This window comes from Amycolatopsis sp. NBC_00355, assembly GCF_036104975.1.
GTDB lineage: Bacteria > Actinomycetota > Actinomycetes > Mycobacteriales > Pseudonocardiaceae > Amycolatopsis.
The window spans coordinates 3,323,351-3,346,257 of record NZ_CP107982.1 but is presented as its reverse complement, the minus strand read 5'-3'; the positions used below and the strand labels follow the sequence as shown (position 1 = coordinate 3,346,257).

The following is a 22,907-nucleotide window of genomic DNA, read 5'->3' as shown; positions in this document are numbered from 1 at the left end:
TTGCCCGGTTGTGCATCACCCGATCGGGGTTGACCCGGAGCGCGGTCCGGGTTGCACGATCGACGGCATGACCGAACTCGACCACTACCGGCCCCTGGGCCGCTCCGGCCTGCGGGTCTCGCCGCTGGCCCTGGGCGCGATGACTTTCGGCACCGGCTCCCACTGCGCCGACGACGACACCGCCCGCAAGATCTTCCGCACCTACGTCGACGGCGGCGGCAACTTCGTCGACACGGCGGACAACTACGGCGACAGCCGCAGCGAAGTGCTCGTCGGCGAGTTCCTGCGGGACGCCGACCGCGACGACATCGTGCTCGCCACCAAGTACTCCGGGCCCAAGTTCGGTGAGGGCGGCCCGGTGTCGGACCCCCGGCGCCGCAGCAACGGGCGCAAGAACATGGTCGCCTCGCTCGAGGCGTCGCTGCGCCGGCTCGGCGTCGACCACGTCGACCTGTACTGGCTGCACGTCTGGGACGGCTCCACCCCGGCCGAAGAGGTGATGGCCGCGTTCGACGAGCTGGTGCGGGCCGGGAAGATCCGCGCCGTCGGGCTCAGCGACGTCCCGGCGTGGTACGCGACGAAGGCGGCCATGCTCGGCGGCCCGCCGGTGACGGCACTCCAGCTGGCCTACTCTCTGGTCGAGCGGTCGATCGAGGCCGAATACGTGCCACTGGCCCAGGAATTCGGCATCGCGATCCAGCCGTGGGGCGCGATCGGCGGCGGCTTCCTCAGCGGCAAGTACACCCGCGACGGCACGGGCACCGGCCGCCTCACGGGAACGGACGTGCCCGAGTCGCGGTGGCCGATCCTCGACGCGGTTCGCGAGATCGCCGCCGAGACAGGCGCGACGCCGGCACAGGTCGCCCTGCACTGGGTGACGCGCCGGCCCGCGATGCCGGCCCCGCTGATCGGCGCCCGGTCACCGGAGCAGCTGACCGAGAGCCTCGGCGCGCTCGCCCTCGACCTGACGGAGGCCCAGCTGGACCGGCTGACGGAGGTCAGCACCGTGCCACTGCCGTTCCCGCACGGCGTCCTGGCGCAGCTCAACGCCGGCCTGCCACGCTAGCCCGCCGTCGGCGGCCGGCCCTTCCGGTCGCGGTGCCGGCTGAAGACGGTCACGCGCGGGGCCGACACGACGACGGGAATGGCCAACGCGGCGATGGAATGGCCGACGCGTGTCGATCGTCGACTCCGGGACCGAACCGGTCAACGCACGTGGAGAGCGCCTGCTCGGCGAGCGGCCCGCCACGGGGCCGGCCCCGTGGCGTGGGTGTTCGGTCAGGTGCCGATCCGGCCGGACATCCGCGGCCGGCCACGACCGCGCGCCCACCGCAACCCAGGCCAACGTGCCAGCCACCGCGCTAGCCGTTCCCGCGACCTCCGTGGTGGTCGTCGGCGACCGTCTCCGCGTGCGGCTCGTCGCCGGTGCACGTCACGACCACGACGTTCTCGGTACCGCCGTTCTTGAACTTGATCGACGCCGAGGCGGCCGGGCCGCGGGAGACGTCGTCGGTGCGGTAGCCCGGGTCCGGGCTCCACGACCGCAGCGTCACCTGCCCGCCCGCGCACTCGGCGACGATGCTGCCGCCGGGGACGGTCAGGCCGCGCGGCGCCGGGGTGCTCGGCGACGCGGCGCTCGAAGACGTGGTGCTCGAAGACGCAGCGGCGGCCGGGGCCGAAGTGGTGACCGGCGCCGGCGCGGCCGCGAGCGCGCGGGTAACGTCGTCCTGGGACAGCGGCTGGTTCTGCGGGCCGAGGATGCCCGCGCCGACCACGTCCAGGGCGAAGGTGGCGACCGCGGCCGTGGCGCCGGCGGCGACCAGCCACCCCACCACGATCAGCAGCACCCGTCGTCTCATGCGGACCACTGTGCCACCCGAAAGGTTAAGGCGCGCCTAAGGCGTCCCTAGGGTTCGCCGGGATCGGCTCCGCGCGGCCGAGCCGGTATACGGTCCTGGTCATGGCCACGGTGTTGATCGTCGAGGACGACCCGACCATCCGCACAGCGGTGCTCCGCGCGTTGACCGACCGCGGGCACACCGTCACGTCCGCCGCGACCGCGATGTCCGGGCTGCAGGCGGCGGTGACCGACCGTCCCGACGTCGTCCTGCTCGACCTCGGGCTGCCCGACCTCGACGGCCGCGAGGTGCTGCGCATGGTGCGGGCGGTCAGCGCGGTGCCGATCATCGTCGTCACCGCCCGCGGCGCGGAGGACGAGATCGTCCGGCTGCTCGACGCCGGCGCCGACGACTACGTCGTGAAGCCGTTCGGCGGCGCGCAGCTCGACGCCCGGATCCGCGCGGTGCTGCGGCGGAGCGAGGCCGAGGAGACGACGGCCCCGGTCGTCGTCGGCGGGATCTCGGTCGACGCGCGGACGCGGGAGGCGTCACTCGACGGTGTACCGCTCGACCTCACGCCGCGTGAGTTCGACCTGCTGCACTACCTCGCCGCGCGCGCCGGGACGGTGGTGAGCAAGCGCGAACTGCTCGCGGACGTCTGGAAGCTGCCGTACGCGGGCGCGGACAAGACCGTGGACGTGCACCTGTCGTGGCTGCGGCGCAAGCTCGGCGAAACCGCGCAGGAGCCGCGGTACCTCTACACCGTGCGCCGGGTCGGCGTCCGGCTCGCCGAACCGGGGGCGGGGTCGTGAGGAAACGGCTCGCGCTGCTGGTGGCCGTCGCGATGAGCCTGGTGCTCGTCGCTTTCCTGGTGCCGCTGGCGATCCTGCTGCAGTCGGTCACCGCGGACCGCGCGGTCACCGCCGCCACGGCGAAGGCGCAGTCGCTCACCTCGCTGGTGGCGACGGCCGACGCGCGCACGCTGCAGCCGGCGATCGACCAGCTCAACACGACGGCGGGCCACCCGGTGACGGTGTTCCTGCCCGACGGCACGGTGCTCGGCGCGCCCGCCGCGCGCACGCCCGGTGTCCAGCTGGCCGCCGTGCAGGGCAGCCTGACGGTCGAAGACGCGGACGGGCGGGAGATCCTGGTCGCCGTCCAAGGCCTGCCGCAGGGGACGGCGGTGGTGCGGGCCTACGTCGACCGGGCGGAACTGACCCGCGGGCTGGGATCGGCGTGGCTGGTGCTGGCCGGCCTGGGGGTGGTGCTGCTGGCGCTCGGGGTGTTCGTCGCCGATCGGCTGGCCCGCGCGGTCGTGCGGCCGGTGCACGAGCTCGCCGAGGTGTCCCGCCGGCTCGCCGCCGGCGACCTCGACGCGCGGGCGCACACCAGCGGGCCCGCGGAGGTGCGGTCGGTGACCCTGGCCTTGAACTCGCTCGCCGCCCGGATCCGGGAGCTGGTCCGGCAGGAACGGGAGGCCGTGGCCGACATCTCGCACCGCCTGCGGACCCCGCTGACCGTGCTGCGGCTGGACGCCGAATCCCTGCGCGACCCCGACGAGGCCGAGCGGATCACCGGCCACGCGGAGAGCCTGGAACGCCAGGTCACGGTGCTCATCGAGCAGGCACGCCACCGCGACTCGGCACCGGGTTCGTGCGACGCGGCGGAGGTCGTCGTCGAGCGGGTGACGTTCTGGTCGGTGCTGGCCCAGGACCAGGACCGCGAGGTGCACCTGGATCTCGACCCGGGGCCGCTGCCGGTCGCGGTCGGCGCGACGGAGCTCGCCGCGTGCCTGGACGCGTTGCTGGGCAACATCTTCGCGCACACGCCAGAAGGGACGACGTACGCGATCCGGCTCCACCCGGCGGGGGACAGCGTGCGGCTGGTGATCGAGGACCAGGGCCCGGGCTTCGCGGAGATCCCGGTGCGCGGCGCGAGCGGCGCCGGATCCACCGGGCTGGGGCTGGACATCGCCCGCCAGACGGCCCGGTCCTCGGGCGGCCGGCTCTCCGTGTCGTCGGCGCAGCCGCACGGCGCGGTGATCTTGATCGAGCTCGGTCGTCCTTAGGAGTTCTTTAAGCTGCCGGAAGCGCGCCGCTATCACCGGTCGCGCGATGCTCGGTTTCGTTGTCGGAGAACGAAAAAGGAGCAGCGATGCGCAAGGTACTGGTGTTCGCGGTAGCGGGAGCGGCCCTCACGATCGGCGGGACGACGGCGGCACTGGCGTCGTCGTCGCACCCGGGCACGGACGACGGCGTCCGGCCGTCCACCGTCTTGACAAGCTCGGGAACGTCCACGCACAGCACGGTTTCGGCGACGTCCACGGTCCCGGAGGCGTCGACGTCTTCGCCGGCGTCGAGCGCGACGTCCGTCCCGAGCGCGTACCCGTCGGCGGACCGGCACGGCGGCCGCACGACCGAGCCCGGCGACGACCGCGGCCGGTCCACTGTGGAGCCGGGTGATGACCACGGCCGGGGTGTGGAGCCCGGGGACGACCACGGCGGCCGGGGCGCCGAGCCGGGTGATGACCACGGCGGCCGGGGCGCGGAGCCGGGCGACGACCACGGTGGTCACCACGAGCCGGGTGACGACCACGGCGGCCGCCGGTAACTCCGGGAAAGCCGTGAGGGGCACCTTCATGGCGCCAAGAGCCATGAAAGTGCCCCTCGTGACACGTGCTGCCGCGCGGTCCGCAGCGTTCCGACGTCTGCGGCCCGGCCGCGCACGTGGTGTCAGGCCGTGGGCGCGCCCGCGGTCACCGGGCCGACGGTCAGGTCGTGCGCCTCGGCGGAGTCGTCCACCGCGCCCTGGTTCCAGGGCAGGGTGATCGCCGGGTCGGAGGTGTCGCCGCGCGGAGTGGTCGTCGCCGGCGCGGTCACCGTGACGCCGGTGGGCGACACCTGGTTCTCCGGGGCCTCGATGCCCGTCCAGTGCAGCAGCATCGAGGCGGGCGCGCCGTCGGCGACGGTGACCGGCGGGGCGTCCGCGGCGGCCGGGTCGGCGGTCACGGTGACGCCGTCGGCGCCGGTGAGGCTGACCGGGAGCGCGCCCGGGAGGGTGCAGGTCTCGCCCGGCTTGGCGGTGAAGACCACCGAGGCGTAGCGCTGGCCCGCGCCGGGGTCGCCGGCGACCAGCGTCGTGCCGACCTGACCCGAGGTGCAGTTGAAGTCGGTCGGCATCGCGGAGGCGGCCCCCGCTCCGACGACGACAGCGGACGCGGCGGCGCCGGTCACGGCGAGAACGGTCACGGTGCGGCGGATGCTCGGACGAGTGGTCATGAGCTGTACCCCTTCCGGTGTCGGGCGGCTCCGGTGAGTCGTTCACCGAACTCCGCGCTCACTGGGAAAGATGCCCACGACCCGTTCGGGTTAGCTCCGAAGTGGGGTTGCTCGCAGAAAAGCAACCCTGGGTGATCTTGAACGTCTTGACGGAGGTCACCTCGCGCGCGACTGCGCCGGTCGCGGCCGGCTCCGAGCGCGGAGCCGGCCGTGTCAGCCGACGGGGATCAGCCCACGGGTACGCCGCGGATCGCGACCGGCCCGCGGGTCGGGTCCAGCTCGGCCGCCTGGTCGACTCCTGCCGGAGTCAAGACGTCCAGGGCCTTCGGGGCCGTGGCCGGGTCGGCGCCGCACACCGGGGCCGTTCCGCCCGCCGCGCAGAGGCCGAAGGTGTACTGGCCCGCCGTCGGGGTGAAGGGCCTCGCCTGGTCGGCGGAGTTGCCGTCCTGGCCGGTGAGGACCACCGCGAACGTCCAGCCCGCGGCCGGGCTGCCGAAAGCCGGCTTGGCCACGCTGACCGTGATGTACCTCGTCGCCTGCGAGGCCTGGACCGACGGTGTCGCCAGCGTGGCGCCCGAGGCGTCGACGAGTGCCGGGTCGGCGAAGCCCTGGACCTCGATGCGACGGCTCCACGCGTCGGCCGGCGCGATCGTGTACGCCCGGGTCGGGAACGGTGCCGCGGTCGAGGTCGTCGTCGCGGCCGGGTCGTGGGCGTAGATCGTCAGCAGCTGGGCGCCCAAGGGCGAGCCGAACGTCGGCGAGAGGTCGCGGACCTGGGCGCGGAACACCAGGGTGGTGCCCGAGTCGATGACCTGGAAGCGCTGGAGGTCGAACGCGCCCGCGTGGAAGTCCGTCGCGGTCGGGTAGGTGAACGCGCCCGGGCCGTTGTCGTCGCCGTCCGGGTCGGTCTTGTCCAGCAGGACGGTGCCCGTGACGAAGTCCGAGCTGATCGTCCGCTGCGCGTAGCCCGTACCGGCACCCGTGGCTGTCGCGGTGACGACGTTCGCGCCCAGCGGGGTCGGCACCGTCGCGGAGTACGTTCCCGCCGCGGAGGCCCGTACGGACAGCACCGTGGTCGTGCCGGCGTCGGTGGCCGAGACGGCCAGGTCGACCTGGCTGCCCGCCGGCGCCGTACCGGTCACCGCGGCGGTCGACGTCGATACCGAGGCCGGCGCGTCCAGGGTGACCGCCAGAGCCGCCGGTGGTGCGTGCGTGACGTAGCGGGCGCGGACGTCCGCCGGCTGCTCGGGCAGCTTGCCGTCCGCCACCGCGCGGGCCAGGCGCACCGACTGGGACTGCGCCCAGCTCAGCGGCGCGACCGAGCCGACCGACTGCCCGGGTGTGAACCCGATCGAGGCGGTGCGCGGATCCGTGCCGTACGGCGACGCCGGCACCGCCGGGTTTTCCCAGATCTGCTCGGGGATCAGGCCGGTCCCGCCGGTCTGGGCCCGCATCGCGCGCAGCAACGCGGCCGCGCCGGCCCGGTCGCCGGTCTGCACGGCCTGCTCGCCGCGTTCACCGGCGAGCACCGGCCAGAGGTGCCCGGACCCGGTGTTGGTCGTCGGCCACGGGGTGCCGGTCGGGGCGCAGTTCGTCGGGTCGGGCTCGTAGCAGTCGCCGTAGCCGTCCTCGCTGCCCGGCGCCGACGTGCCGTAGCGGTACCAGCCCGGACCGGCCGGGGTGTCCCGCTTGATCACGCGGTCGACCACGCCGAGCGACGCCGTGACGTCGGGGTTGTTCGCCGGGAGCACGCCGAGGCGGGTCAGCTCGAGGAACCCGGCGTCGACGACCGCGCGCTGGTCGGCGTCCACCGAACCGTTGCCCAGGTTGTAGAAGTACTCCGAGTTCGGGTCGCCGTTCTTCGTCAGCCGCAGGAAGTACCGGCCGCCGTACGGGCCGGTGGACGTCACGGTCCAGCCCTTGATGCTGCGCTGGAAGTGGTCGGCGGTCGCCCGGTAGACGCGGGCGCGCGCCGGGTCGCCGTTGTGGTCGGCGATCACACCCGCCGCGACCAGCCCGGCGATCTCCGCGGCGATCGTCGAGGGGGAGTAGCCGCCCTGTTCCTCCCAGCGCTCCGAGCCGAACGACGGCCCGTGCGCGACGACGAAGTCGGCGGCCCCGCGGATGTGATCGGTGTAGAGCGTCCGGTCGCGGTCCAGCCCGGCCTGCAGGGCCATCAGGATCGGGTACGCGCTTTCGTCGAGCTGGTCACCGCCGGAGTCCGGCGCTTTCCTGCCGTTGAGCAGGGAGTTGCGCGGGAACCGGCCGTCCGGTTGCTGCTGGCGGGAGAACAGCCACTGCACGCTCGCCCGCGCCGTGTCGCGATCGCCGGCCGCGAGCAGGCCGGAGAAGCTTTCGTAGAGGTCGCGGGCGAAGATCTCGCGGTAGGAGCCGAAGTAGACCGGTTTGCCGCCGGGCGCGTCGCCCGCGGACACCGCCTGGCCCCAGGGGCTGCCGAGCGACGCCACCACTGCGCCCGGGAAAGTCTTGTCCTCACTGGCTTTCAGGACGTTGGCCGACTGGTAGTAGGCAGTGGTGTCTTCGGAGTCCTTGCCGCGCAACGGGGTCAGCCCGTTGTCGTAGTTCTGCCAGCCACGGGCGTAGTCGCGGTAGCTCTGGTCGAACGGCGTGCGCAGGCTAGCCCCGGCCGTCGCGACGGCGGCCCGCGTGTCCGTGCCGAAGCCCAGCGCCAGCACGGCCGGGCGGCGCGGGGTCAGGTCCAGCTGCGCGGTCTGCACCACGTTGCCGTTCACCGCCGTCGACGTCGGATCGGTGAGCCGGTGCGCGCGGTCCAGCTGGGCCAGTCCGTCACCGGCGGTGCCGGCGAAGGCACTGCCGGTGCTCAGGAACCGGCGGTCGGCGCGCAGCGCGGCGGCCAGCGGCGTGCCGTAGTCGCGGGCCGGCGCGCTGGAGACGGTGTTCGTGTCCGCGCTGACCAGGGCGCTCGTCGCCGCGTCGACGGTGGCGGTGTCGCCGCCGCCGTTGGCCGGGCCGCCACCGCCGTTGCCGTTGATGCTCGCGTCGAACCGCACGTAGACCTTCAGGTCCCGGCCGGAGTCGCGCAGCGGCTCGAGGCGGGTGCGGATCAGCACGCCGGTGCGCGCCGGGTCGGCCAGGTACTCGGTGACCAGCCGGTACTTGCCGCTGCGCGGGGTCGACGTCACCTCGCAGGCCATCCCGCCCGCGCTGGTCCGGACCGTGTAGGTCATGTCGCGCGCCTGCAGGTCGGTGAAGCTGCGGCCGTCGGTGACGGCGAACTGCAGCGTCTCGACGTTCGTGTTGTCGATCACGGGCGCGTAGACGTCGGAGAGCACGCCGTTCGCGACGGTGAACCACGCCTTGCTGGTGGTGTTCCGCGCGGTGCCCAGGCAGTCCTTGCGGGCCAGGCCGAAGTGCGAGACGGCGCCCGGCCCCGGATCGGGCGCCGCGGTGGCCACGTGAGCAGGCAGGAGGGTGGCGGCGGCCAGCACCGCGCACAGCACCACGGACGACGTCGACCGAGTCATCCGCACATCGGATCACGCCCGTTCGCGGCGCACCAGGGCCGAACGGCCGCCCGGGCGGTGTGAACCGTTGATTGAGAACCCGGACGGGTGGGTAGGAAACCCACAGTCCCCCCGAGGAGGTGAATGTGGAAGAGCACGGATCGGACGGATGGAACTACCGCGGCACGATTTCGCCGCGCACGTTGCCGGGTCTGCGCCGCCATCTCATGTCGTGGCTGCGGCGACGGGCCGGCGAGGAGGTGGGCCGGCAGGCCGACGAGATCGTCCTCGCTTGCTGGGAGGCGATGGCCAACGTGCTGGACCACGCCTACGGGGGCCGGCCCGGCGAGATCGAGGTCCGGGCGCGGATCGACGACCGGGTCCTGATCGTCACGATCGCCGACCGGGGCAGCTGGCAGGCCCTCGAAGAGCGGGCCGGCCGCGGCCGCGGGCTGCGCCTGATCCAGGCGCTGGTGGACGGGCTCGACTTGCGCTCGACCGACGACGGCACGGTCATGACGCTGACCTGGCCGTTCCCGGTCCGCCGCAGCGCCTGACCGGACGCCGCGGCGTCAGCCCGGAGTACCGCCGTCGGACAGTTCGGCGACGAACCGGGTCGCGATGTCCCGCAGCTTGACGTTCGTGCGCTGGGACTCCGTGATGAGGCGTTTCATGGCTTCGTCGGCGGAGATCCGGTGCACGGCCATCAGGATGCCCTTGGCCTGCTCGATCACCGCCCGCGATCTCATCGCGGCCTCGAGCTCGGTGGCCCGCTGCCGGGCCTGGTGGTAGCGCCGCGTGGTGCGCAGCCCGAACGTGACGATCGTGGTGTAGAGCTTCAGCAGCTGGGAGTCGGTTTCGGCGAACCCGTGGTCGCCGAAGCCGAAGAGGTTGAGCGCGCCGCCGAGGTGCTCGTCGACCCGCAGCGGCGCGGCGAGGTAGCTGCCGACACCGACGCCCCCGGCGTACTCGGTGAACTCCGGCCAGACCCGCCCGGCCGTGGCGAGCGGCACCCGGACGATCTCGCCGGACGAGGCCGCCTGCAGGCACGGACCCTCGCCCGCCGCGTACTGGACGTGGTCGATGTCGACGGCGCGGTCGTCGGTGGCGGCCGCGGTCGTCGGCTCGCCGTCACGGATCGCGGTGATGCTGGCCATGTCGGCGCCCGGGATGGCCCGGATGGCCTCCGCGCAGACGGCCTGAAGGATCTCTTCGGCGGATTCGGTCTCCAAAGCCCCCGTGAGGTCCGCCATGGCGGCGGTCAGCTCGTCGAGGTCCTCGGCGGGAATCGGCGCACCGGTCACTGCTCAACTCCGTCCGGGCCGCTGCGGTCAGGTCTCGAACCGCTGCTGCATCAACGGAACGGCGAAACCCTACCCGCGCCCGTCGCGTCCTCCGCAACACTGGGCCCGGTACGGCGGTGGCACCGGCCCGGGCTCGCTGCTGAACACCGTGGGTTGGCTGCCAGAAGCCACCTAGCGACCGCCGGCAGCGCAACCCACCCTCCAGCCGTCGCTGCCCCTCGCGTACCCAACGGGGCCGGATCCCAATCCCGGCGGCTCAGCGGATCGTGACCTCCGCGACGCGGGTGAGCCCCGACACCTGCAGCACCCGCCCGAGCAGGCGCGGGGCCACCAGCCGCAGGTCGTGGGATTGCGCCCGGTCGAACAGCACCGCGACGCCGGCGCTGTCGAGGTAGGTCACCCCGGTGAGGTCCACGGTGACATCGCCGCCCGCGGCCAGTTCGCGGTCCAGCGCCGAGCCGAACGCCGCGGCGTTGCTCATGTCGATCTCGCCGGTCGCGGTCAGGGTCCGGTCTCCTTCCCCGTCCGGACCGGGGACCAGGGTGAGTGCGGTCGTCACGTACCGATTCTCCATTCCAGGGTGACGGTGGTGCCCTCAGAGGCGCGCCGGACGGTGACCGCGTCGGCGAGCGCTTCCATCATCGGCACGCCGCGCCCGCGCAGCACGTGGTTGTCCGGCGGCGGCTGTTTCCAGCGGCCGCGGTCGGTGATCGTCACGACCAGCCGCGCGCCGGTGAGGCTCGCGGACAGGTGCGCGTTCGCGCCGCCGCCGGACACGTAGGCGTGTTCGACGGCGTTCGCGCAGGCCTCGCCCGCCGCGACCAGGACGTCCTGGGCGAGGTCCGGGTCGAGCTCCGCGTCGGCCAGCCAGGCCCGCAGCCAGTGCCGGGTCGAGGCGAGGCTGTCCGGGTGCGCCGCGAACTCCATCGTCAGCGGCGGCACCGTCCGGCGGTAGAGCAGCAGCGCGACGTCGTCCTCGTAACCGCCGGCCGGCCGCAGCGAGGTCATCAGCGTGCTCGCCAGGTCGGCGAGCTCGGCGTCGTGCGCGCGGTGGGCGACGCCGGTCGCGCGGTCGATGCCGTCGTCCAGCGACTCGCGGCGGCGTTCGACGAGCCCGTCGGTGTAGAGCATCAGCAGCGCGCCGACGGGGACGACCGCCGTCGCCTCCGGCCGGGTGCCGGGGACGCGGACCGCGAGCGGGACGCTGCCGCCCGCGTCGAGGGACTCGGCCGTGCCGTCCGGGTGGATCAGCGTCGCGGGCGGGTGCCCGGCGCTGCTGTAGGTGAGGCTGCCGGTGGCGGGGTCGAGGACGCCGCAGAAAACGGTGGTGCACAAGGCGTCCGGCACCTGGCGGGCGAAGCGGTCCAGCGCGGTCAGGGTGTGCGACGGGCTGTTGGCTTCGAGCAGCAACGCGCGGCAGGCGCTGCGCAGCTGGCCCATCACGGCCGCCGCGGCCAGGCCCCGGCCGACGCAGTCGCCGACGACGATGCCGATGCGGTCGCCGTCGAGGGTGATCACGTCGTACCAGTCGCCGCCGACTTCCAGGGGCGGGTTCGCCGGCTCGTAGCGCACCGCGAACCCGTCGGGAAGCCGGGCGGGACCGAGGATCGAGCGTTGCAGGGCGAGGGCGACCTCGCGCTGCCGGTCGTCGCGGTGCGCGCGGCGCAGGGCGTGCGCGAGGGTGCCGGCGAGCAGCGCCAGCAGCGTCTGGTCCTCGGTGCCCAGCGGCCGCCCGGCCGCGGGTTCCACCCAGAGCGTCAGCTGCCCGTCCGGGTGATCGAGGGTGGTGCCGACGGCCGGGCCGGCCGGCTCCGCGTGCAACGCGGGCAGCGAGCGGATCCGGTCGAGCGTCGCACGCACCGGCGCGGCGAGGCCGGTCCACCGCCGGTCGCCGGGGTCGGTGGAGACCAGCTCCGGCTCGCCGGCCCGCGGCCAGGTGACGGCGAGCACGCGGTCGGCCTGCCACAGGTCGCGCAGCAGGTCCACGGCGGCGCGGAGCACATCCGGGACGCCGCTCTCGCCGGCGAGGCGCTGGTTCATCGCCGCGAGCGCGCTTTCCCGCTGGACGGCGTAGCGCTCGGCGGTGACGTCGCGGATCGTGCCGACGAGCCGGCGGCGGCCTTCGTCGTCCTTCAGCTCGTTGTAGGCGGTCGCGGCCCACACCCGGTGGCCGTCGCGGTGCCGCATCGGCAGCACGAAGCTGCCGGCGGGCTGGGCCTTGGTCCGGGCGAGGGCGTCGAGGACCTGCCGGTGTCCCTCGGGATCCGTGTCCGCGGCGGGCAGCCAGGGGAACGGCTGGGTGTAGGGCAGGCCGTCCGCGCCGTAGCCCAGCAGCTCGGTGAACGCGCTGTTGATCTCCACGATCCGCCCGTCGGCGTCGCCGACGAAGAAGCCTTCCTGCAGCGAGTCGATCATCGCCGCGCGCCACCGCGTGTGCTGCGTCCGCAGCCGGGCCAGCCGGATCGTGGTGCGCACCCGGGCGAGCAGTTCCCGTGCGGAGAACGGCTTCACGAGGTAGTCGTCGGCGCCGGCGGCCAGCCCGTCGACCGCGGCCTCGTGCCCGGCCCGCGCCGAGAGCAGCAGCACCGGGACGGCGGCCGTGCGCGGGTCGCCGCGCAGTCCGGCCAGCAGCGCCAGGCCGTCCAGCCGGGGCATCATGACGTCGCTGATGATCAGGTCCGGCGGGTCGGCGGACGCGGCCGCGAGGGCCTCGGCGCCGTCGCGCACCGACGTCACGGCGTACTCGTCGCGCAGCAGCCGGGTGAGGTAGTCGCGCATGTCGGTGTTGTCGTCGGCGACCAGCACGCGCGCCCCGGTGAGCCCGGACGGGACGACCTCGGCCGCCGGGTCGTCGCCCGGTCCCGGCAGCCAGCGCAGGGTTTCGGCCACGAACGGCTCGACGGCCTCCGCGGCGATCCCGCCCGGCGTGGGCCCGGCCGCGACCTGCTCGGCGGGCAGGTGCCCGGTGCCCAGCGGCAGCCGGATCCGGAACGTCGTGCCGGCGCCGGGCGCGCTGTCCGCGGTGATGTCGCCACCGTGCATGCCGACCAGCTCGCGCACCAGCGCCAGCCCGATCCCGCTGCCTTCGGTGGAGCGCGCCCGCGCGGACGGGATGCGGTGGAACCGCTCGAACAGCCGGGGCAGCTCGCCGGCGGCGATGCCGATGCCCGTGTCGGTCACGGTGACCACGGCGTGCTCGCCGTCCCGGCCGGTCCGCACCCGGATCGTGCCGTCGAAGGTGTACTTGACCGCGTTGGACAGCAGGTTGAGGACGACCTTCTCCCACATCCCGCGGTCCACGTGCACCGGCTCGCCGAGCGGCGGGCAGTCCACTTCGAACGCCAGCCCGGCCCGCTCGACGGCGGCGCGGAACACGCTCGCCAGCTCCGCGGTGAACTCCGCGAGGTCGACCGGCTCGAAGCGCGCCTGCATCCGGCCCGCCTCGATCCGGGAGAAGTCGAGCAGGGCGGTCACCAGCCGCCCGAGGCGCAGGGCGTTGCGGTGGATGGTGTCGACCTCTTCGCGCACGTCCTCGCCGGCGTCGGCGAGCGTCTCCCGCAGCTCGGCCGCCGGCCCCAGGATCAGCGTGAGCGGGGTGCGGAACTCGTGGCTGATGTTGGAGAAGAACGTCGTCTTCGCGACGTCCAGCGCGGCCAGCTCCTCGGCGCGCCGCTGCTGGACCTGGTAGGCGACCGTGCCGTTGACCAGGGCCGCGGTCTGCTGGGCGACCAGCCCGAGGAACGTCCGGTACGACTCGTCGACGGCGTGCCCGGCGCTCGCCGCGACCACGATCACCCCGGTGGCCGGGCGGCCCGCGTCCCCGGGCAGCGGCAGGACCAGGGCTTCGGCGGGCGGGGCGGACCAGCCGCCCGAGGGCAGTTCGCCGAACTTCCCGGTCAGGCCGGACACGGTCCGCGGGACGCCGTCGGCGAGCACTTCCGCCAGCGGCCAGCCGGCCGCGTCCCCGGAACCGCCGGGGGTGACGGCGGCGAGCGTGAGGTCGCCGGTGCCCGGGCGGCGGACGTGGATCGCGGCGTACGGGACGTCGGCCCCGGCGCGGCCCAGCACGTCGGTCACCAGCTCGCAGGCTTCGGTGACGGTGCGGGCGATCCCGGCCCGCGCGCCCAGCTCGCGCAGCGCGGCGAGCCGGCGCTCGCCGATCACGCGCTCGGTGCTGTCGGTGCAGGCGGTGAACACCGCTTGCACCGCCCCGTTGTCGTCGTGCAGCGGGCTGTAGGAGTACGTCCAGTACGTCTCTTCCCAGTAGCCGTGCCGGTTGATCGGCAGCAGCATGTCCTCGGACCAGGTCGCCTCGCCGGTCGCCATCACCCCGGCCAGCATGGGCCCGATGATGTGCCAGATCTCCGACCAGACCCGCTCACCCGGCTTGTCGAGCGCCGGGTGCTTGGTGCCGAGCAGCGGCAGGTAGGCGTCGTTGTAGAGGAACCGCAGGTCCGGGCCCCACCAGACGATCATCGGGAAGCGGGAGGTCAGGCAGATCCGCACGGCCGTCGTCAGGCTCGGCGGCCAGTCCTGCGGCGGGCCCAGCGGCGAGGACGCCCAGTCGAACTCCCGCATCCGCGTCGCCATCCGGCTGGTCCCGGGGATGACGGCACCGGGGCCGGACTCGTCAGCGGCGGTCATCTCTCTCCCGGATCTGGGCTCCGGGAAAGCCTACCCGGGCCCCGCGGGCCGCGCTGGTCCGCGCCGGGCTCAGCCCGCCGCGCCCGCGTCCTCCAGCCAGGTCATCGTGATCGTGGTGCCGTCGTCGCGGTGGACCTGGGCGCACTGGTCGGTGAGGCTGTCGATGAGCAGCAGCCCGCGGCCCCGCAACCCGTTGGTGGGCACCGGCGCGCGCCAGTTGCCGTAGTCGGTGACGGTGACGATCAGCCGCTCCGCCAGCGCCTCGGCCCGGACGTCGACGTACCCGGCTTCCTGGTCGCGGTAGGCGTGTTCGGCCGAGTTGGCCATCGCTTCGTAACCGGCGAGGACGACGTCCTCCACGCGTTCGGCGCCGATACCGAGGGCGCGCACCCATTCGGCGAGGGCTTCGCGCAGTTCCGGCAGGCGCTCGGCGAGCGCGACCGTGCGGCGGTGGAACAGGGTCGGGGAGGGGGGCGCGCCCGGGGTGGCGGGGTCCGTCATGGGCGGTCCTCTCCGCGGTGACGCACGTGGATCAGCGCGATGTCGTCGTCGTGGCGGCCGTGCGTGAGCTCCTCGACGAGGGCGTCCCACGCCGCGTCGAGGTCGGGCGCGGCCAGCAGGGCCGGGATACCCGCCAGCAGCCATTCGATGCCCAGGGTGAGGTCGCGGGTGCGGCTCTCGACCAGCCCGTCGGTGTAGAGCACCAGCTCGGCGCCCCGCGGGAAGGTGGTGGTGCGCTCGGGGAACGCCGAGCCGACGCCCAGCGGCTGCGCCAGCGCTTCGCCGATCTGCTCGGCCGGGGCGCCGGGCCGGAGCAGGATCGCCGGCAGGTGCCCGGCGTTCGCGAAGGTCAGCGTGCCGTCGGGGTGGTGGACCGCGTAGAAGCAGGTGACGAAGCTCCCGCCGAACAGCCCGGCGGTCAGCTCGGAGACGTTGCGCAGCACCGCCGACGGCGCCAGCTCCAGCTGGGCGTAGCACCGGATCGCCGTCCGGACCTGGCCCATCACGGTCGCGGCGGTGACGCCGTGGCCGACGACGTCGCCGATGACGAACGCGGTCGCGCCGGACGGGAGCCGGATCACGTCGAACCAGTCGCCGCCGATCTTCGTCCCGGTGGCCGCGGGCAGGTAGCGGGTGAGCACGTCGAGGCCGGGGATGTCCGGGGTGACCGGCAGCATGCTGCGGGACAGCTCGGTGACGAGGGTGCGCTCGCGTTCGTAGAGCCGGGCGTTGTCCAGCGCGATGGCCGTGTAGCCGGCGATGCCTTCGGCGAGGTACTCGTGCCGCTCGGTGAACCGGGCGGAGCCGGGGTGGCCGAAGAAGAACCCGCCGAGCACCTCCCCGGTGGTCGGGCTGATCGCCGACACCGCCAGGTAGCTGCGCACGGGCAGGTGCCCTTCGGGCATCCCGTGGTAGGGCGCGTTCTTCCCGAACCGCGCGTCCGCGGTGATGTCGGGGCTGCGGACGGTGCCGGTGCCGTCGAAGGTCGGGCCGAACACCGCGGTGTTGCGCGGCATCGGGAACTTCGCGAACGCCTCCCGCGGCACCCCAGAGAGCGTGTAGAGCGTGTAGGACTCGCCGACGTCGTTGATCAGGTTGTAGAAGAACGCGCCGAAGTCCGCGCCGGTCGCCTTGGTGGCGGCGTCGGTCGCGTCCTGCACGATCCGGCCGAGGTCCAGCTGGGCGGTCAGCTGCCGGCCGACCGAGTGCAGCGCGTCGATCACCGCCGCGTCGCCCTGCAGCCGCAGCACGGTGTCCGCGAGGTCCGCGGTGGCGGTCCGGACCGCGTCGGCGACGGCCTGGGGCAGGCCCCCGACGTCGGCGGCGGTGTAGACCAGGGTGCCGCCGTCGTGGCCGCCGGTGACCGCGACCGCGGCGGTGACCGCCCGGCCCGGCAGCAGGCCCGCCAGGACCGCGGGCTCGGTCACGGCCGCGGTGACGCCGCCGTCCAGCAGCGCGCGGCTCTCGGCCGGGGCCAGCGGCCGCAGCTCGGTGCCGACCGGTTCGCCCGCCCCGTCGACGAAGGCCCGGCGCACGGCGTCGAGTACGGCGTCGAACCGGGACGGCGGCGGCATCAGGGACTCAGCGCGTCGGTCAGCGACGGGTAGATCGCGAGCTCGTCGGTCAGCCGGGTCAGCTCCAGCGGCCGCAGGGTGATCCGGTCGTTCGCGACCACCCGCAGCGGGGCGGCCCCGGAGTCGCCGCGGTGCGCCCGCACGAGCTCGGCCATCCCCGCCGAAGCCAGGAAGGTGACGCCGGTCAGGTCGATGACCAGCACCTCCGGTCCCTGCCGGGAGGCGCGGTCGGCGAACTGCCGCAGCTTCGGCGCGAGTGCGAGGTCCAGGGCGCCGCTCACACGGAGCACCGCCGCGCCGTCGCGGTGCTCCAGGACGACGGTGCCCGCGGTGTCCGCGTCCGTTTCGGCCATGGTCACATCCTGCCTGTTCGCGGGCACACCGCAAACCCACCGGGGTACTGACACGGCGGAAGTGCCGGACGACGGGCATGATTGGTCCCGGTTGAGCAGACAGCCTTCGTGATCAAGCGCGCCCGCCGGACGTCCCGGCGGCGGCGCCGAAGGCGGGAGAGACACGATGACCGAGAACACCCACACTGAGGGCTCTCCGGCCGCTGTGCCATTCGGGGCGTTCAGGATCGCCCGAATGGAGCAGGACGGCGCGGTGGTGCTCGAGGTCGCCGGGGACGTGGACACCACCACGGCGCCCGCGTTGGTCCAAGCCGCCGACGAAGCACTCGCCGCGGCACCGAGACTGCTCGTGGTGGACCTGAGCAAGGTCGAGTTCCTGGCCTCGCCGGGGCTGACCGCGCTGCTGATGATCCACCGCAACTCCGCCTCGGGCACCACCGTGCGGATCGTCGCGACCGGCCGCGCGACCCTGCGGCCGATCCAGCTCACCGGCCTCGAAGACAGCCTGTCGCTGTTCCCGACCCGGGAGGCGGCGCTCGCGGAGTCCTGAGCCGGCTCAGTCGTCGACGACGTCGGTCCCGTCGGTGGCGTGGCGGTGGACCACGAGCAGGGCGACGTCGTCCTGCGCCGGCCGGGAGCCGATCATCGTGGCCATCACCCGGGCGCACACGCGCTCGGGCTCTCCGGCCCGCACGGTGGCCGCGAGCTCGGTCATGCCGGTGTCCACCGCCCGGTCCCGGCGTTCGACGAGACCGTCGGTGTAGAGCACGAGCACCCCGCCCGGCGGCAGCGGGACGACGGTGGTGCGCCGGTCGGGGTGCCCGATGGTCAGGCCGATCGGCGGGTCGGCGGGCGCCGTCACGAGCTCGCCCGGTCCGCCCGGCAACGCCAGCACCGGCGGCAGGTGCCCGGCCAGCGACAGCGTCATCGACTCCCGCCCCGGATCGATGATCCCGTAGGCGACGGTGGCCATCGCGCCGTGTTCGAAGTGGTTGGCCTTGCGGTCGAGCTTGCCGAGCGTCTCGGCCGGGTCGTCGCAGTCGAGGGCGTAGGCGCGCAGGGCGCTGCGCAGCCGGCCCATGATCACGGCCGCCTCGAGACCGTGTCCGGAGACGTCGCCCATCACGACGCCGACCCGGTCGCCCGGCAGCGGGAACAGGTCGTACCAGTCGCCGCCGAGGCCGGCCTCCGCGCCGGGCACGTACCGGGCGGCGAAGCCGAGGCCGGACACCTCCGGCAGCCGGTCCGGCAGCAGGCTGCGCTGCAACGCCATGGTGGCGGTGCGGTTCTCCTCCAGCGCTTCCACCTGGATCGCCATGGCGAGGCGGTCGGCGAGCAGCTGCAGGGTGGCGACCTCGGCCTCGGTGAAGCGCCGCGGCGCGACCGAGCCGATGTGGAGCACGCCGACCAGCTCCGTGCTGGTGGTCATCGGCACGCCGAGCATGGCGTGCAGGCCGCGTTCCCACAGCAGCGAGTTGACGACGGTGGTCTCGTCCACCTTGTCGAGGGCGACGGGGACGCCGTCTTGGGCCACCCGCCCGGCGAACCCGGTGCCGACCGCCACGCGCACGCCCTGGTGGACCTCTTCCTCGATGCCCGCGGCCGCGATCGCCACGAGCTGCTGCCCGCCCGCCTGGTACCGGAGCACGGTCGCGGTGTCGACCTTGAGGACGTCGCGGACGCGGTCGAGGGTCGCGGTGAGCAGCTCGGTCAGGCCGAGGTGGCCGGCGGGGGCGCCGATGATCGTCTCCAGCAGCTGCAGCCGGTCCTGGGCGTCGAGACTCCGCGACATGGACCGACCCTAGCCGGACGTCGTTGGCACGCCCAACGATCCCGGGTTTCGCCGGTGGGTCCCCGGGGGTACCAGCCGCGCGTGGAGGTCGACCTGGAGTGGGTGGGCGTGCTGCGCCACGGCGAGAGCACGGGGAACGTAGCCCGCGAGACCGCCGAAGCGGCGGGCGCGGACGTGATCGACATCGCCGAGCGCGACGCCGACGTGCCGCTGACCGCGCTGGGGCGGGAGCAGGCCGCGGCGGCGGGGGAGCTCCTCGCCGGGCACCAGCCGGACGTCGTGGTCACCTCGACCTACCGCCGCGCGTGGGACACCGCTCGCCTGGCGGCACCGGCCGGGGTGGCGATCATCCCCGACGAGCGGCTGCGCGACCGCGAACTCGGCGTCCTGGACCTGCTGACCTCGCGCGGCGTCCGGGAGCGGTGGCCGGACGAGGCCCGGCGCAAGCGGCGGCTCGGCCGGTTCTACTACCGGCCCCCGGGCGGCGAGTCCTGGGCGGACGTCGTGCTGCGGGTGCGCCCCCTGCTCGCGGAGCTGAGCGCGGAGCGGCCGGGCGCGCGGGTCCTGCTGAGCGCGCACGAGATGACGGTGTTCGCCCTCCGGTACCTGCTGGAGGGAGTGCCGGAGCCCGACCTCATGCGCGCGGCCGCCACCACGGCGGTCCCCAACGGCTCGCTGACGACCTGGGAACGCGCCCGCGACGGCGGCTTCACGATGGTGCTGGTGCCGACCACCCGGCGGTGAGCACGCCGACCCCGGCCTCCGCTCTGCCTCGGGGGGCGGCAGGGGTTCGATCACCGCCCCCGCCCTAACGCTGGGCCGTCGGCCGGACCACGAGCTCGTTGACGTCGACGCCGTCCGGCTGCCCGATGGCGTAGGAGATCGCGCCGGCGATGGCGTCCGGCGGCATGGCGTTCGCGCGGTAGGCGACCATCGCCTCCTTCGCACCCGGGTCGGTGATCGTGTCGGCCAGCTCGGACTCCACGACGCCCGGCGAGATCGTCGTGACGCGCAGGCTCGGGTCGGACTCCAGGCGCAGGCCTTCGGTGATCGCCTTGGCCGCGTACTTCGTGGCGCAGTAGACCGCCGCTGTCGGCACCACCTCGTACGCGCCCGTCGAGGCGATCGTCACGAAGTGGCCGCCGCCTTGCCGCTTGAAGTGCGGCAGGGTCGCGGCGATCCCGTTGAGCAGGCCGCGGACGTTGACCTCGAGCATCCGGTCCCACTCCTCGACGTGCAGGGAATCCAAGCGGGACAACGGCATCACGCCGGCGTTGGCGACGAACACGTCGATCCGGCCGTGGTCCCGCACCGCCGCGTCGGCGAACGCGGCGACGTCGGCGCGGTCGGTGACGTCCAGGCTGTGCACGTCGGCGAGGCCGCCCGCCGCCCGGATCTGCGCGGCGAGCGTGTCGAGGCGGTCCTTCCGCCGGGCGCCGAGCACGACGTGGTGGCCTTCGGCGGCCAGCCGCACGGCGGTGGCGTGGCCGATGCCGCTGCTGGCACCCGTGATGAGGACGATCTTCATGAAGCTTTCCTTTCCGTGGAAAAGTTTTCGGGCAGCACGAAACAGGCTGTCCAGGGTGGATTTCACTCAGTGGCGGACGTTTTCCGGTGTGTCCGCGGTTTCGGCGGCGGTCAGGCTGCCCAGCAGGGACAGCGCCGCGGCCGACGGGCTGCCCGGCTCCGCCTGGTAGACGACCAGCTGCTGCCCGGGCGCGCTGTTCACCGTCAGAGCTTCGTAGCTCAGCGTCAGGTCGCCGACCAGCCGGTGGTGGAACCGCTTGGTCCCGTGGGTCTTCTGCCGGATGACGTGGCGCGCCCACAGCTTGCGGAACGCCTCGCTCTTGACCGACAGCTCGCCGACGGTCTCGATCAGCCGCGGGTCGTCGGGGTCGAGGCCGGCGGCCAGCCGGAGGCTGCCGACGGTGCTGAGCGCGACCTGGTCCCACTCCGGGTAGAACTCGCGGGCGTCCGGGTCGAGGAACACCAGCCGGACCAGGTCGCCGCTGTGGGTGTGGCCGTCGAACAGGGCCTCGCCCAGCGGGTTGTGCGCCAGCACGGTCAGGCACCGGCCGAGCACCACCGCGGGGGTGTCCGGCGAGCCCGCCAGCAGGCGCGCCAGGTTCGGGCTGACCTGCTCCCGCCGCCGGGCCCGGCGGCGGGCCGGCGCGGCCGGGCCCGCCAGCCGGTGCAGGTGCGCGGCGGCGTCGCCGTCGAGCACCAGCGCCCGGGCCAGCGCGTCGAGCACCTGCGCCGACGGGTGCCGTTCCCGGCCCTGCTCCAGCCGCACGTAGTAGTCGGTGCTGACACCCGCCAGCAGCGCGACCTCTTCCCGGCGCAGGCCCGCGACGCGTCGCCCGCTGCCGCCGGGCATCCCCAGCTCGTCCGGGCTGACCTGGGCACGGCGCGCCCTGAGGAACTCCCCGAGCACGTTTTCGCTGGTCATGATCCGAGGCTAACCCGGATCAGGCGGGAGTGACTGGCCGCGCCGCACCCACCCTCAGGTGAGGCGGATCGACGACCCCTCGACGAGCCCGTCGTCCGACGACCGCTGCATCGTCGCCCACGCGGTGCGCCCGTCGACGTCCAGCGTCATCACGGCGTTGCCGAAGTGCGGCCCCGAGACGCAGCTCCACGTCAGGTCCGTGGGCCGGACGCCGGAGCGGCGCGCGAGCCACCCCGTCAGCCCGGTCAGCCGCCGGGACCAGCCGAGCCGGAACACGCGGTTCATGTACCAGGGCACCGTGTTGTGCATCGGCGAGCAGGTGAGCTGGTGCACCGGCGCGGCCGTCTCGTGCGGGTACCGGGCCCGCGCGACGTAGGCGTGGTGGACGTCGCCGGAGAGCACGTTGACCGAAGCCGCGCCGTCGTCGGCGACCCGGGCGATGAGCTTCGCGAGCCGGTCGAACGAGTCGCGGAACGCCGGCCAGTGCTCGAGGTCGGCGAACTGCCGGAACCACTCGGCGGCCTTGCCGCGCACGCCCGGCCGGGTGCACGCGCGTTCGTTGACCGACTGCGCGTAGGACAGCGCGGTGGGCAGCAGCCACGGCAGCGACGTGCCGATCAGCAGGTGGTCGACGTCGCCGCCGGCCTGCTCCTCGATCCAGCGGAACTCCTCCTCACCGATCATCGAGCGCACGCCCCCTTCGAGGATGCGCCCGGCCCGCGAGTCGATCACGAGCAGCCGGACCGGCCCGAAGTCGCGCCGGTAGGACCAGCGCGTGCCCTTGGCGCCGTCGGCCTCCCGGTCGGCGTGGTCGGCGAACGTCCGCAGCAGCTCCGCGTTGTCCGTCCCGGACGTGGTGACCTGCTGGAAGACCTTGTCGCCGGCGAGCTCGTCCGGACCGAGGTTGCCCAGGTGCTGGTAGATCCAGTACGACACCAGCGCGCCCCGGATCCGCTCCGACCACCACGACGTGGCGGCCATCTCCGCCCGCCAGGCCTGCGAGGTGTTCCAGTCGTCGCGGACGTCGTGGTCGTCGAAGATCATCGAGGTCGGCAGCGTCGAGAGCAGCCAGCGCACGGCCGGGTCGGACCAGGCCTCGGAGTAGAGGTGGCAGTACTCCTCGAAGTCGGCGACCTCGGTGCCCGGCGGCTGCGAGGTGTCGCGGCGGCCGGCGAGCCACTTCTGCGTGTCGTCGGTGGTTTCGTCGGCGTAGACCTGGTCGCCGAGCAGCACCAGCGACTCCGGCCACTCCTCCTCGGCGAGCGTGGCCATCCGGCGGGCGTACGCGGCCAGCGCGTCCTTCCCGAGGGCGTCCTGCTCCCGCGGCTTGCGGCAGGAACCGAACACCAGCCGGAACCGGGGATCGCCGGGGGCGAGGGTGCGGATCCGGCTGGGCGGCAGGTCGCCGCCGGGCTCGGGCCAGACGACGTCGCCGTCGAGCCGCACCTCGTACGGCGTGCTCTTCGCCGGTTCGAGGCCGGTGAGCACGACCAGCGCGTAGTGGTGGCCGGAGACCTCGAACGTGCGGGCCGAGGCGTCACCGACGCCGACCTCGCACGGCCCGTCCGTCTCGACCCAGATCGTCGCCGACGTGGCGTCGACGTGCCGGAGGAGGGGGCCCAGTAGCAGCGCGGTCATCGGATGATCCTCCCAGAACCGCGCCGCCCCGGCCGATCGGCTCCGGCGCGG

At 73.8% G+C, this 22,907-nt stretch carries 20 protein-coding genes; 7 read left to right on the top strand and 13 right to left on the bottom strand.

The features are described from left to right. The first annotated feature begins 67 nt into the window (after nucleotides 1-67). A complete protein-coding gene (locus OHS18_RS14235) occupies nucleotides 68-1,066 on the top strand; it encodes an aldo/keto reductase (RefSeq protein ID WP_328617366.1) in 999 nt (332 codons plus the stop codon). Nucleotides 1,067-1,361: 295 nt separating this feature from the next. On the opposite strand, the gene OHS18_RS14230 is transcribed toward OHS18_RS14235, so the two are convergent. Continuing rightward, complete coding sequence (locus tag OHS18_RS14230) at nucleotides 1,362-1,859, bottom strand: hypothetical protein (RefSeq protein ID WP_328617365.1); 498 nt, start codon at nucleotides 1,857-1,859, stop codon at nucleotides 1,362-1,364. 101 nt (nucleotides 1,860-1,960) lie between these two features. Here OHS18_RS14230 and OHS18_RS14225 point away from each other — a divergent pair, with 101 nt between their 5' ends. From OHS18_RS14225 to OHS18_RS14215, 3 genes are all read left to right on the top strand, one after another. Next, nucleotides 1,961-2,650, top strand: coding sequence for a response regulator transcription factor (locus OHS18_RS14225; protein WP_328452583.1), 690 nt, complete (start codon nucleotides 1,961-1,963; stop codon nucleotides 2,648-2,650). Beyond that, entirely contained in the window at nucleotides 2,647-3,906 is a 1,260-nt protein-coding gene (locus OHS18_RS14220) for a sensor histidine kinase (protein ID WP_328617364.1), read from the top strand. The genes OHS18_RS14225 and OHS18_RS14220 overlap by 4 nt, the downstream gene beginning before the upstream one ends. An 86-nt stretch (nucleotides 3,907-3,992) precedes the next feature. After that, nucleotides 3,993-4,448 (top strand): hypothetical protein, encoded by a 456-nt coding sequence (locus tag OHS18_RS14215; RefSeq protein ID WP_328617363.1) that lies wholly within the window; start codon nucleotides 3,993-3,995, stop codon nucleotides 4,446-4,448. A 122-nt stretch (nucleotides 4,449-4,570) separates the two neighbouring features. On the opposite strand, the gene OHS18_RS14210 is transcribed toward OHS18_RS14215, so the two are convergent. Both OHS18_RS14210 and OHS18_RS14205 read right to left on the bottom strand, forming a co-directional pair. Continuing rightward, entirely contained in the window at nucleotides 4,571-5,116 is a 546-nt protein-coding gene (locus OHS18_RS14210; RefSeq protein WP_328617362.1) for a DUF4232 domain-containing protein, read from the bottom strand. A 227-nt stretch (nucleotides 5,117-5,343) separates the two neighbouring features. Continuing rightward, nucleotides 5,344-8,622 (bottom strand): glucodextranase DOMON-like domain-containing protein, encoded by a 3,279-nt coding sequence (locus tag OHS18_RS14205; protein WP_328617361.1) that lies wholly within the window; start codon nucleotides 8,620-8,622, stop codon nucleotides 5,344-5,346. Nucleotides 8,623-8,747: 125 nt separating this feature from the next. Between OHS18_RS14205 and OHS18_RS14200 the strand changes: the two genes are divergently transcribed. Further along, a complete protein-coding gene (locus OHS18_RS14200; RefSeq protein WP_328452592.1) occupies nucleotides 8,748-9,158 on the top strand; it encodes an ATP-binding protein in 411 nt (136 codons plus the stop codon). A gap of 15 nt (nucleotides 9,159-9,173) precedes the next feature. Here OHS18_RS14200 and OHS18_RS14195 read toward each other — a convergent pair whose 3' ends face one another. The 6 genes from OHS18_RS14195 to OHS18_RS14170 form a co-directional block, all read right to left on the bottom strand. Continuing rightward, complete coding sequence (locus OHS18_RS14195; RefSeq protein ID WP_328452594.1) at nucleotides 9,174-9,905, bottom strand: GAF and ANTAR domain-containing protein; 732 nt, start codon at nucleotides 9,903-9,905, stop codon at nucleotides 9,174-9,176. Between the two features lie 256 nt (nucleotides 9,906-10,161). Continuing rightward, complete coding sequence (locus OHS18_RS14190) at nucleotides 10,162-10,464, bottom strand: STAS domain-containing protein (protein ID WP_328617360.1); 303 nt, start codon at nucleotides 10,462-10,464, stop codon at nucleotides 10,162-10,164. Further along, nucleotides 10,461-14,549 (bottom strand): SpoIIE family protein phosphatase, encoded by a 4,089-nt coding sequence (locus OHS18_RS14185; protein WP_328617359.1) that lies wholly within the window; start codon nucleotides 14,547-14,549, stop codon nucleotides 10,461-10,463. Before OHS18_RS14185 ends, OHS18_RS14190 begins: the two co-directional genes overlap by 4 nt. Nucleotides 14,550-14,618: 69 nt before the next feature. Next, the gene (locus tag OHS18_RS14180) at nucleotides 14,619-15,050 is read right to left on the bottom strand and encodes an ATP-binding protein (RefSeq protein ID WP_328452600.1); all 432 of its coding nucleotides are present in this window, start codon (nucleotides 15,048-15,050) and stop codon (nucleotides 14,619-14,621) included. Then, nucleotides 15,047-16,624 (bottom strand): PP2C family protein-serine/threonine phosphatase, encoded by a 1,578-nt coding sequence (locus OHS18_RS14175; RefSeq protein WP_328617358.1) that lies wholly within the window; start codon nucleotides 16,622-16,624, stop codon nucleotides 15,047-15,049. The genes OHS18_RS14180 and OHS18_RS14175 overlap by 4 nt, the downstream gene beginning before the upstream one ends. Further along, complete coding sequence (locus OHS18_RS14170; RefSeq protein WP_328452603.1) at nucleotides 16,624-16,977, bottom strand: STAS domain-containing protein; 354 nt, start codon at nucleotides 16,975-16,977, stop codon at nucleotides 16,624-16,626. The genes OHS18_RS14175 and OHS18_RS14170 overlap by 1 nt, the downstream gene beginning before the upstream one ends. A 235-nt stretch (nucleotides 16,978-17,212) precedes the next feature. Between OHS18_RS14170 and OHS18_RS14165 the strand changes: the two genes are divergently transcribed. Continuing rightward, nucleotides 17,213-17,527 carry an STAS domain-containing protein gene (locus OHS18_RS14165; RefSeq protein ID WP_328452604.1) on the top strand — a complete coding sequence of 105 codons (315 nt, stop codon included), beginning with the start codon at nucleotides 17,213-17,215 and terminating at the stop codon, nucleotides 17,525-17,527. Nucleotides 17,528-17,533: 6 nt separating this feature from the next. Here OHS18_RS14165 and OHS18_RS14160 read toward each other — a convergent pair whose 3' ends face one another. Then, nucleotides 17,534-18,769, bottom strand: coding sequence for a PP2C family protein-serine/threonine phosphatase (locus tag OHS18_RS14160; RefSeq protein ID WP_328617357.1), 1,236 nt, complete (start codon nucleotides 18,767-18,769; stop codon nucleotides 17,534-17,536). Between the two features lie 81 nt (nucleotides 18,770-18,850). On the opposite strand from OHS18_RS14160, the gene OHS18_RS14155 reads away from it, so the two are divergent. Beyond that, nucleotides 18,851-19,513 (top strand): histidine phosphatase family protein, encoded by a 663-nt coding sequence (locus OHS18_RS14155; RefSeq protein WP_328617356.1) that lies wholly within the window; start codon nucleotides 18,851-18,853, stop codon nucleotides 19,511-19,513. Nucleotides 19,514-19,577: 64 nt separating this feature from the next. Here OHS18_RS14155 and OHS18_RS14150 read toward each other — a convergent pair whose 3' ends face one another. From OHS18_RS14150 to OHS18_RS14140, 3 genes are all read right to left on the bottom strand, one after another. Beyond that, nucleotides 19,578-20,297, bottom strand: a complete 720-nt coding sequence (locus OHS18_RS14150; protein WP_328452610.1) for an SDR family oxidoreductase — start codon at nucleotides 20,295-20,297, stop codon at nucleotides 19,578-19,580. A gap of 66 nt (nucleotides 20,298-20,363) precedes the next feature. Further along, complete coding sequence (locus OHS18_RS14145; protein ID WP_328617355.1) at nucleotides 20,364-21,218, bottom strand: helix-turn-helix transcriptional regulator; 855 nt, start codon at nucleotides 21,216-21,218, stop codon at nucleotides 20,364-20,366. Nucleotides 21,219-21,272: 54 nt separating this feature from the next. Continuing rightward, nucleotides 21,273-22,856 carry an alkaline phosphatase D family protein gene (locus tag OHS18_RS14140; protein WP_328617354.1) on the bottom strand — a complete coding sequence of 528 codons (1,584 nt, stop codon included), beginning with the start codon at nucleotides 22,854-22,856 and terminating at the stop codon, nucleotides 21,273-21,275. Nucleotides 22,857-22,907 lie beyond the last annotated feature (51 nt).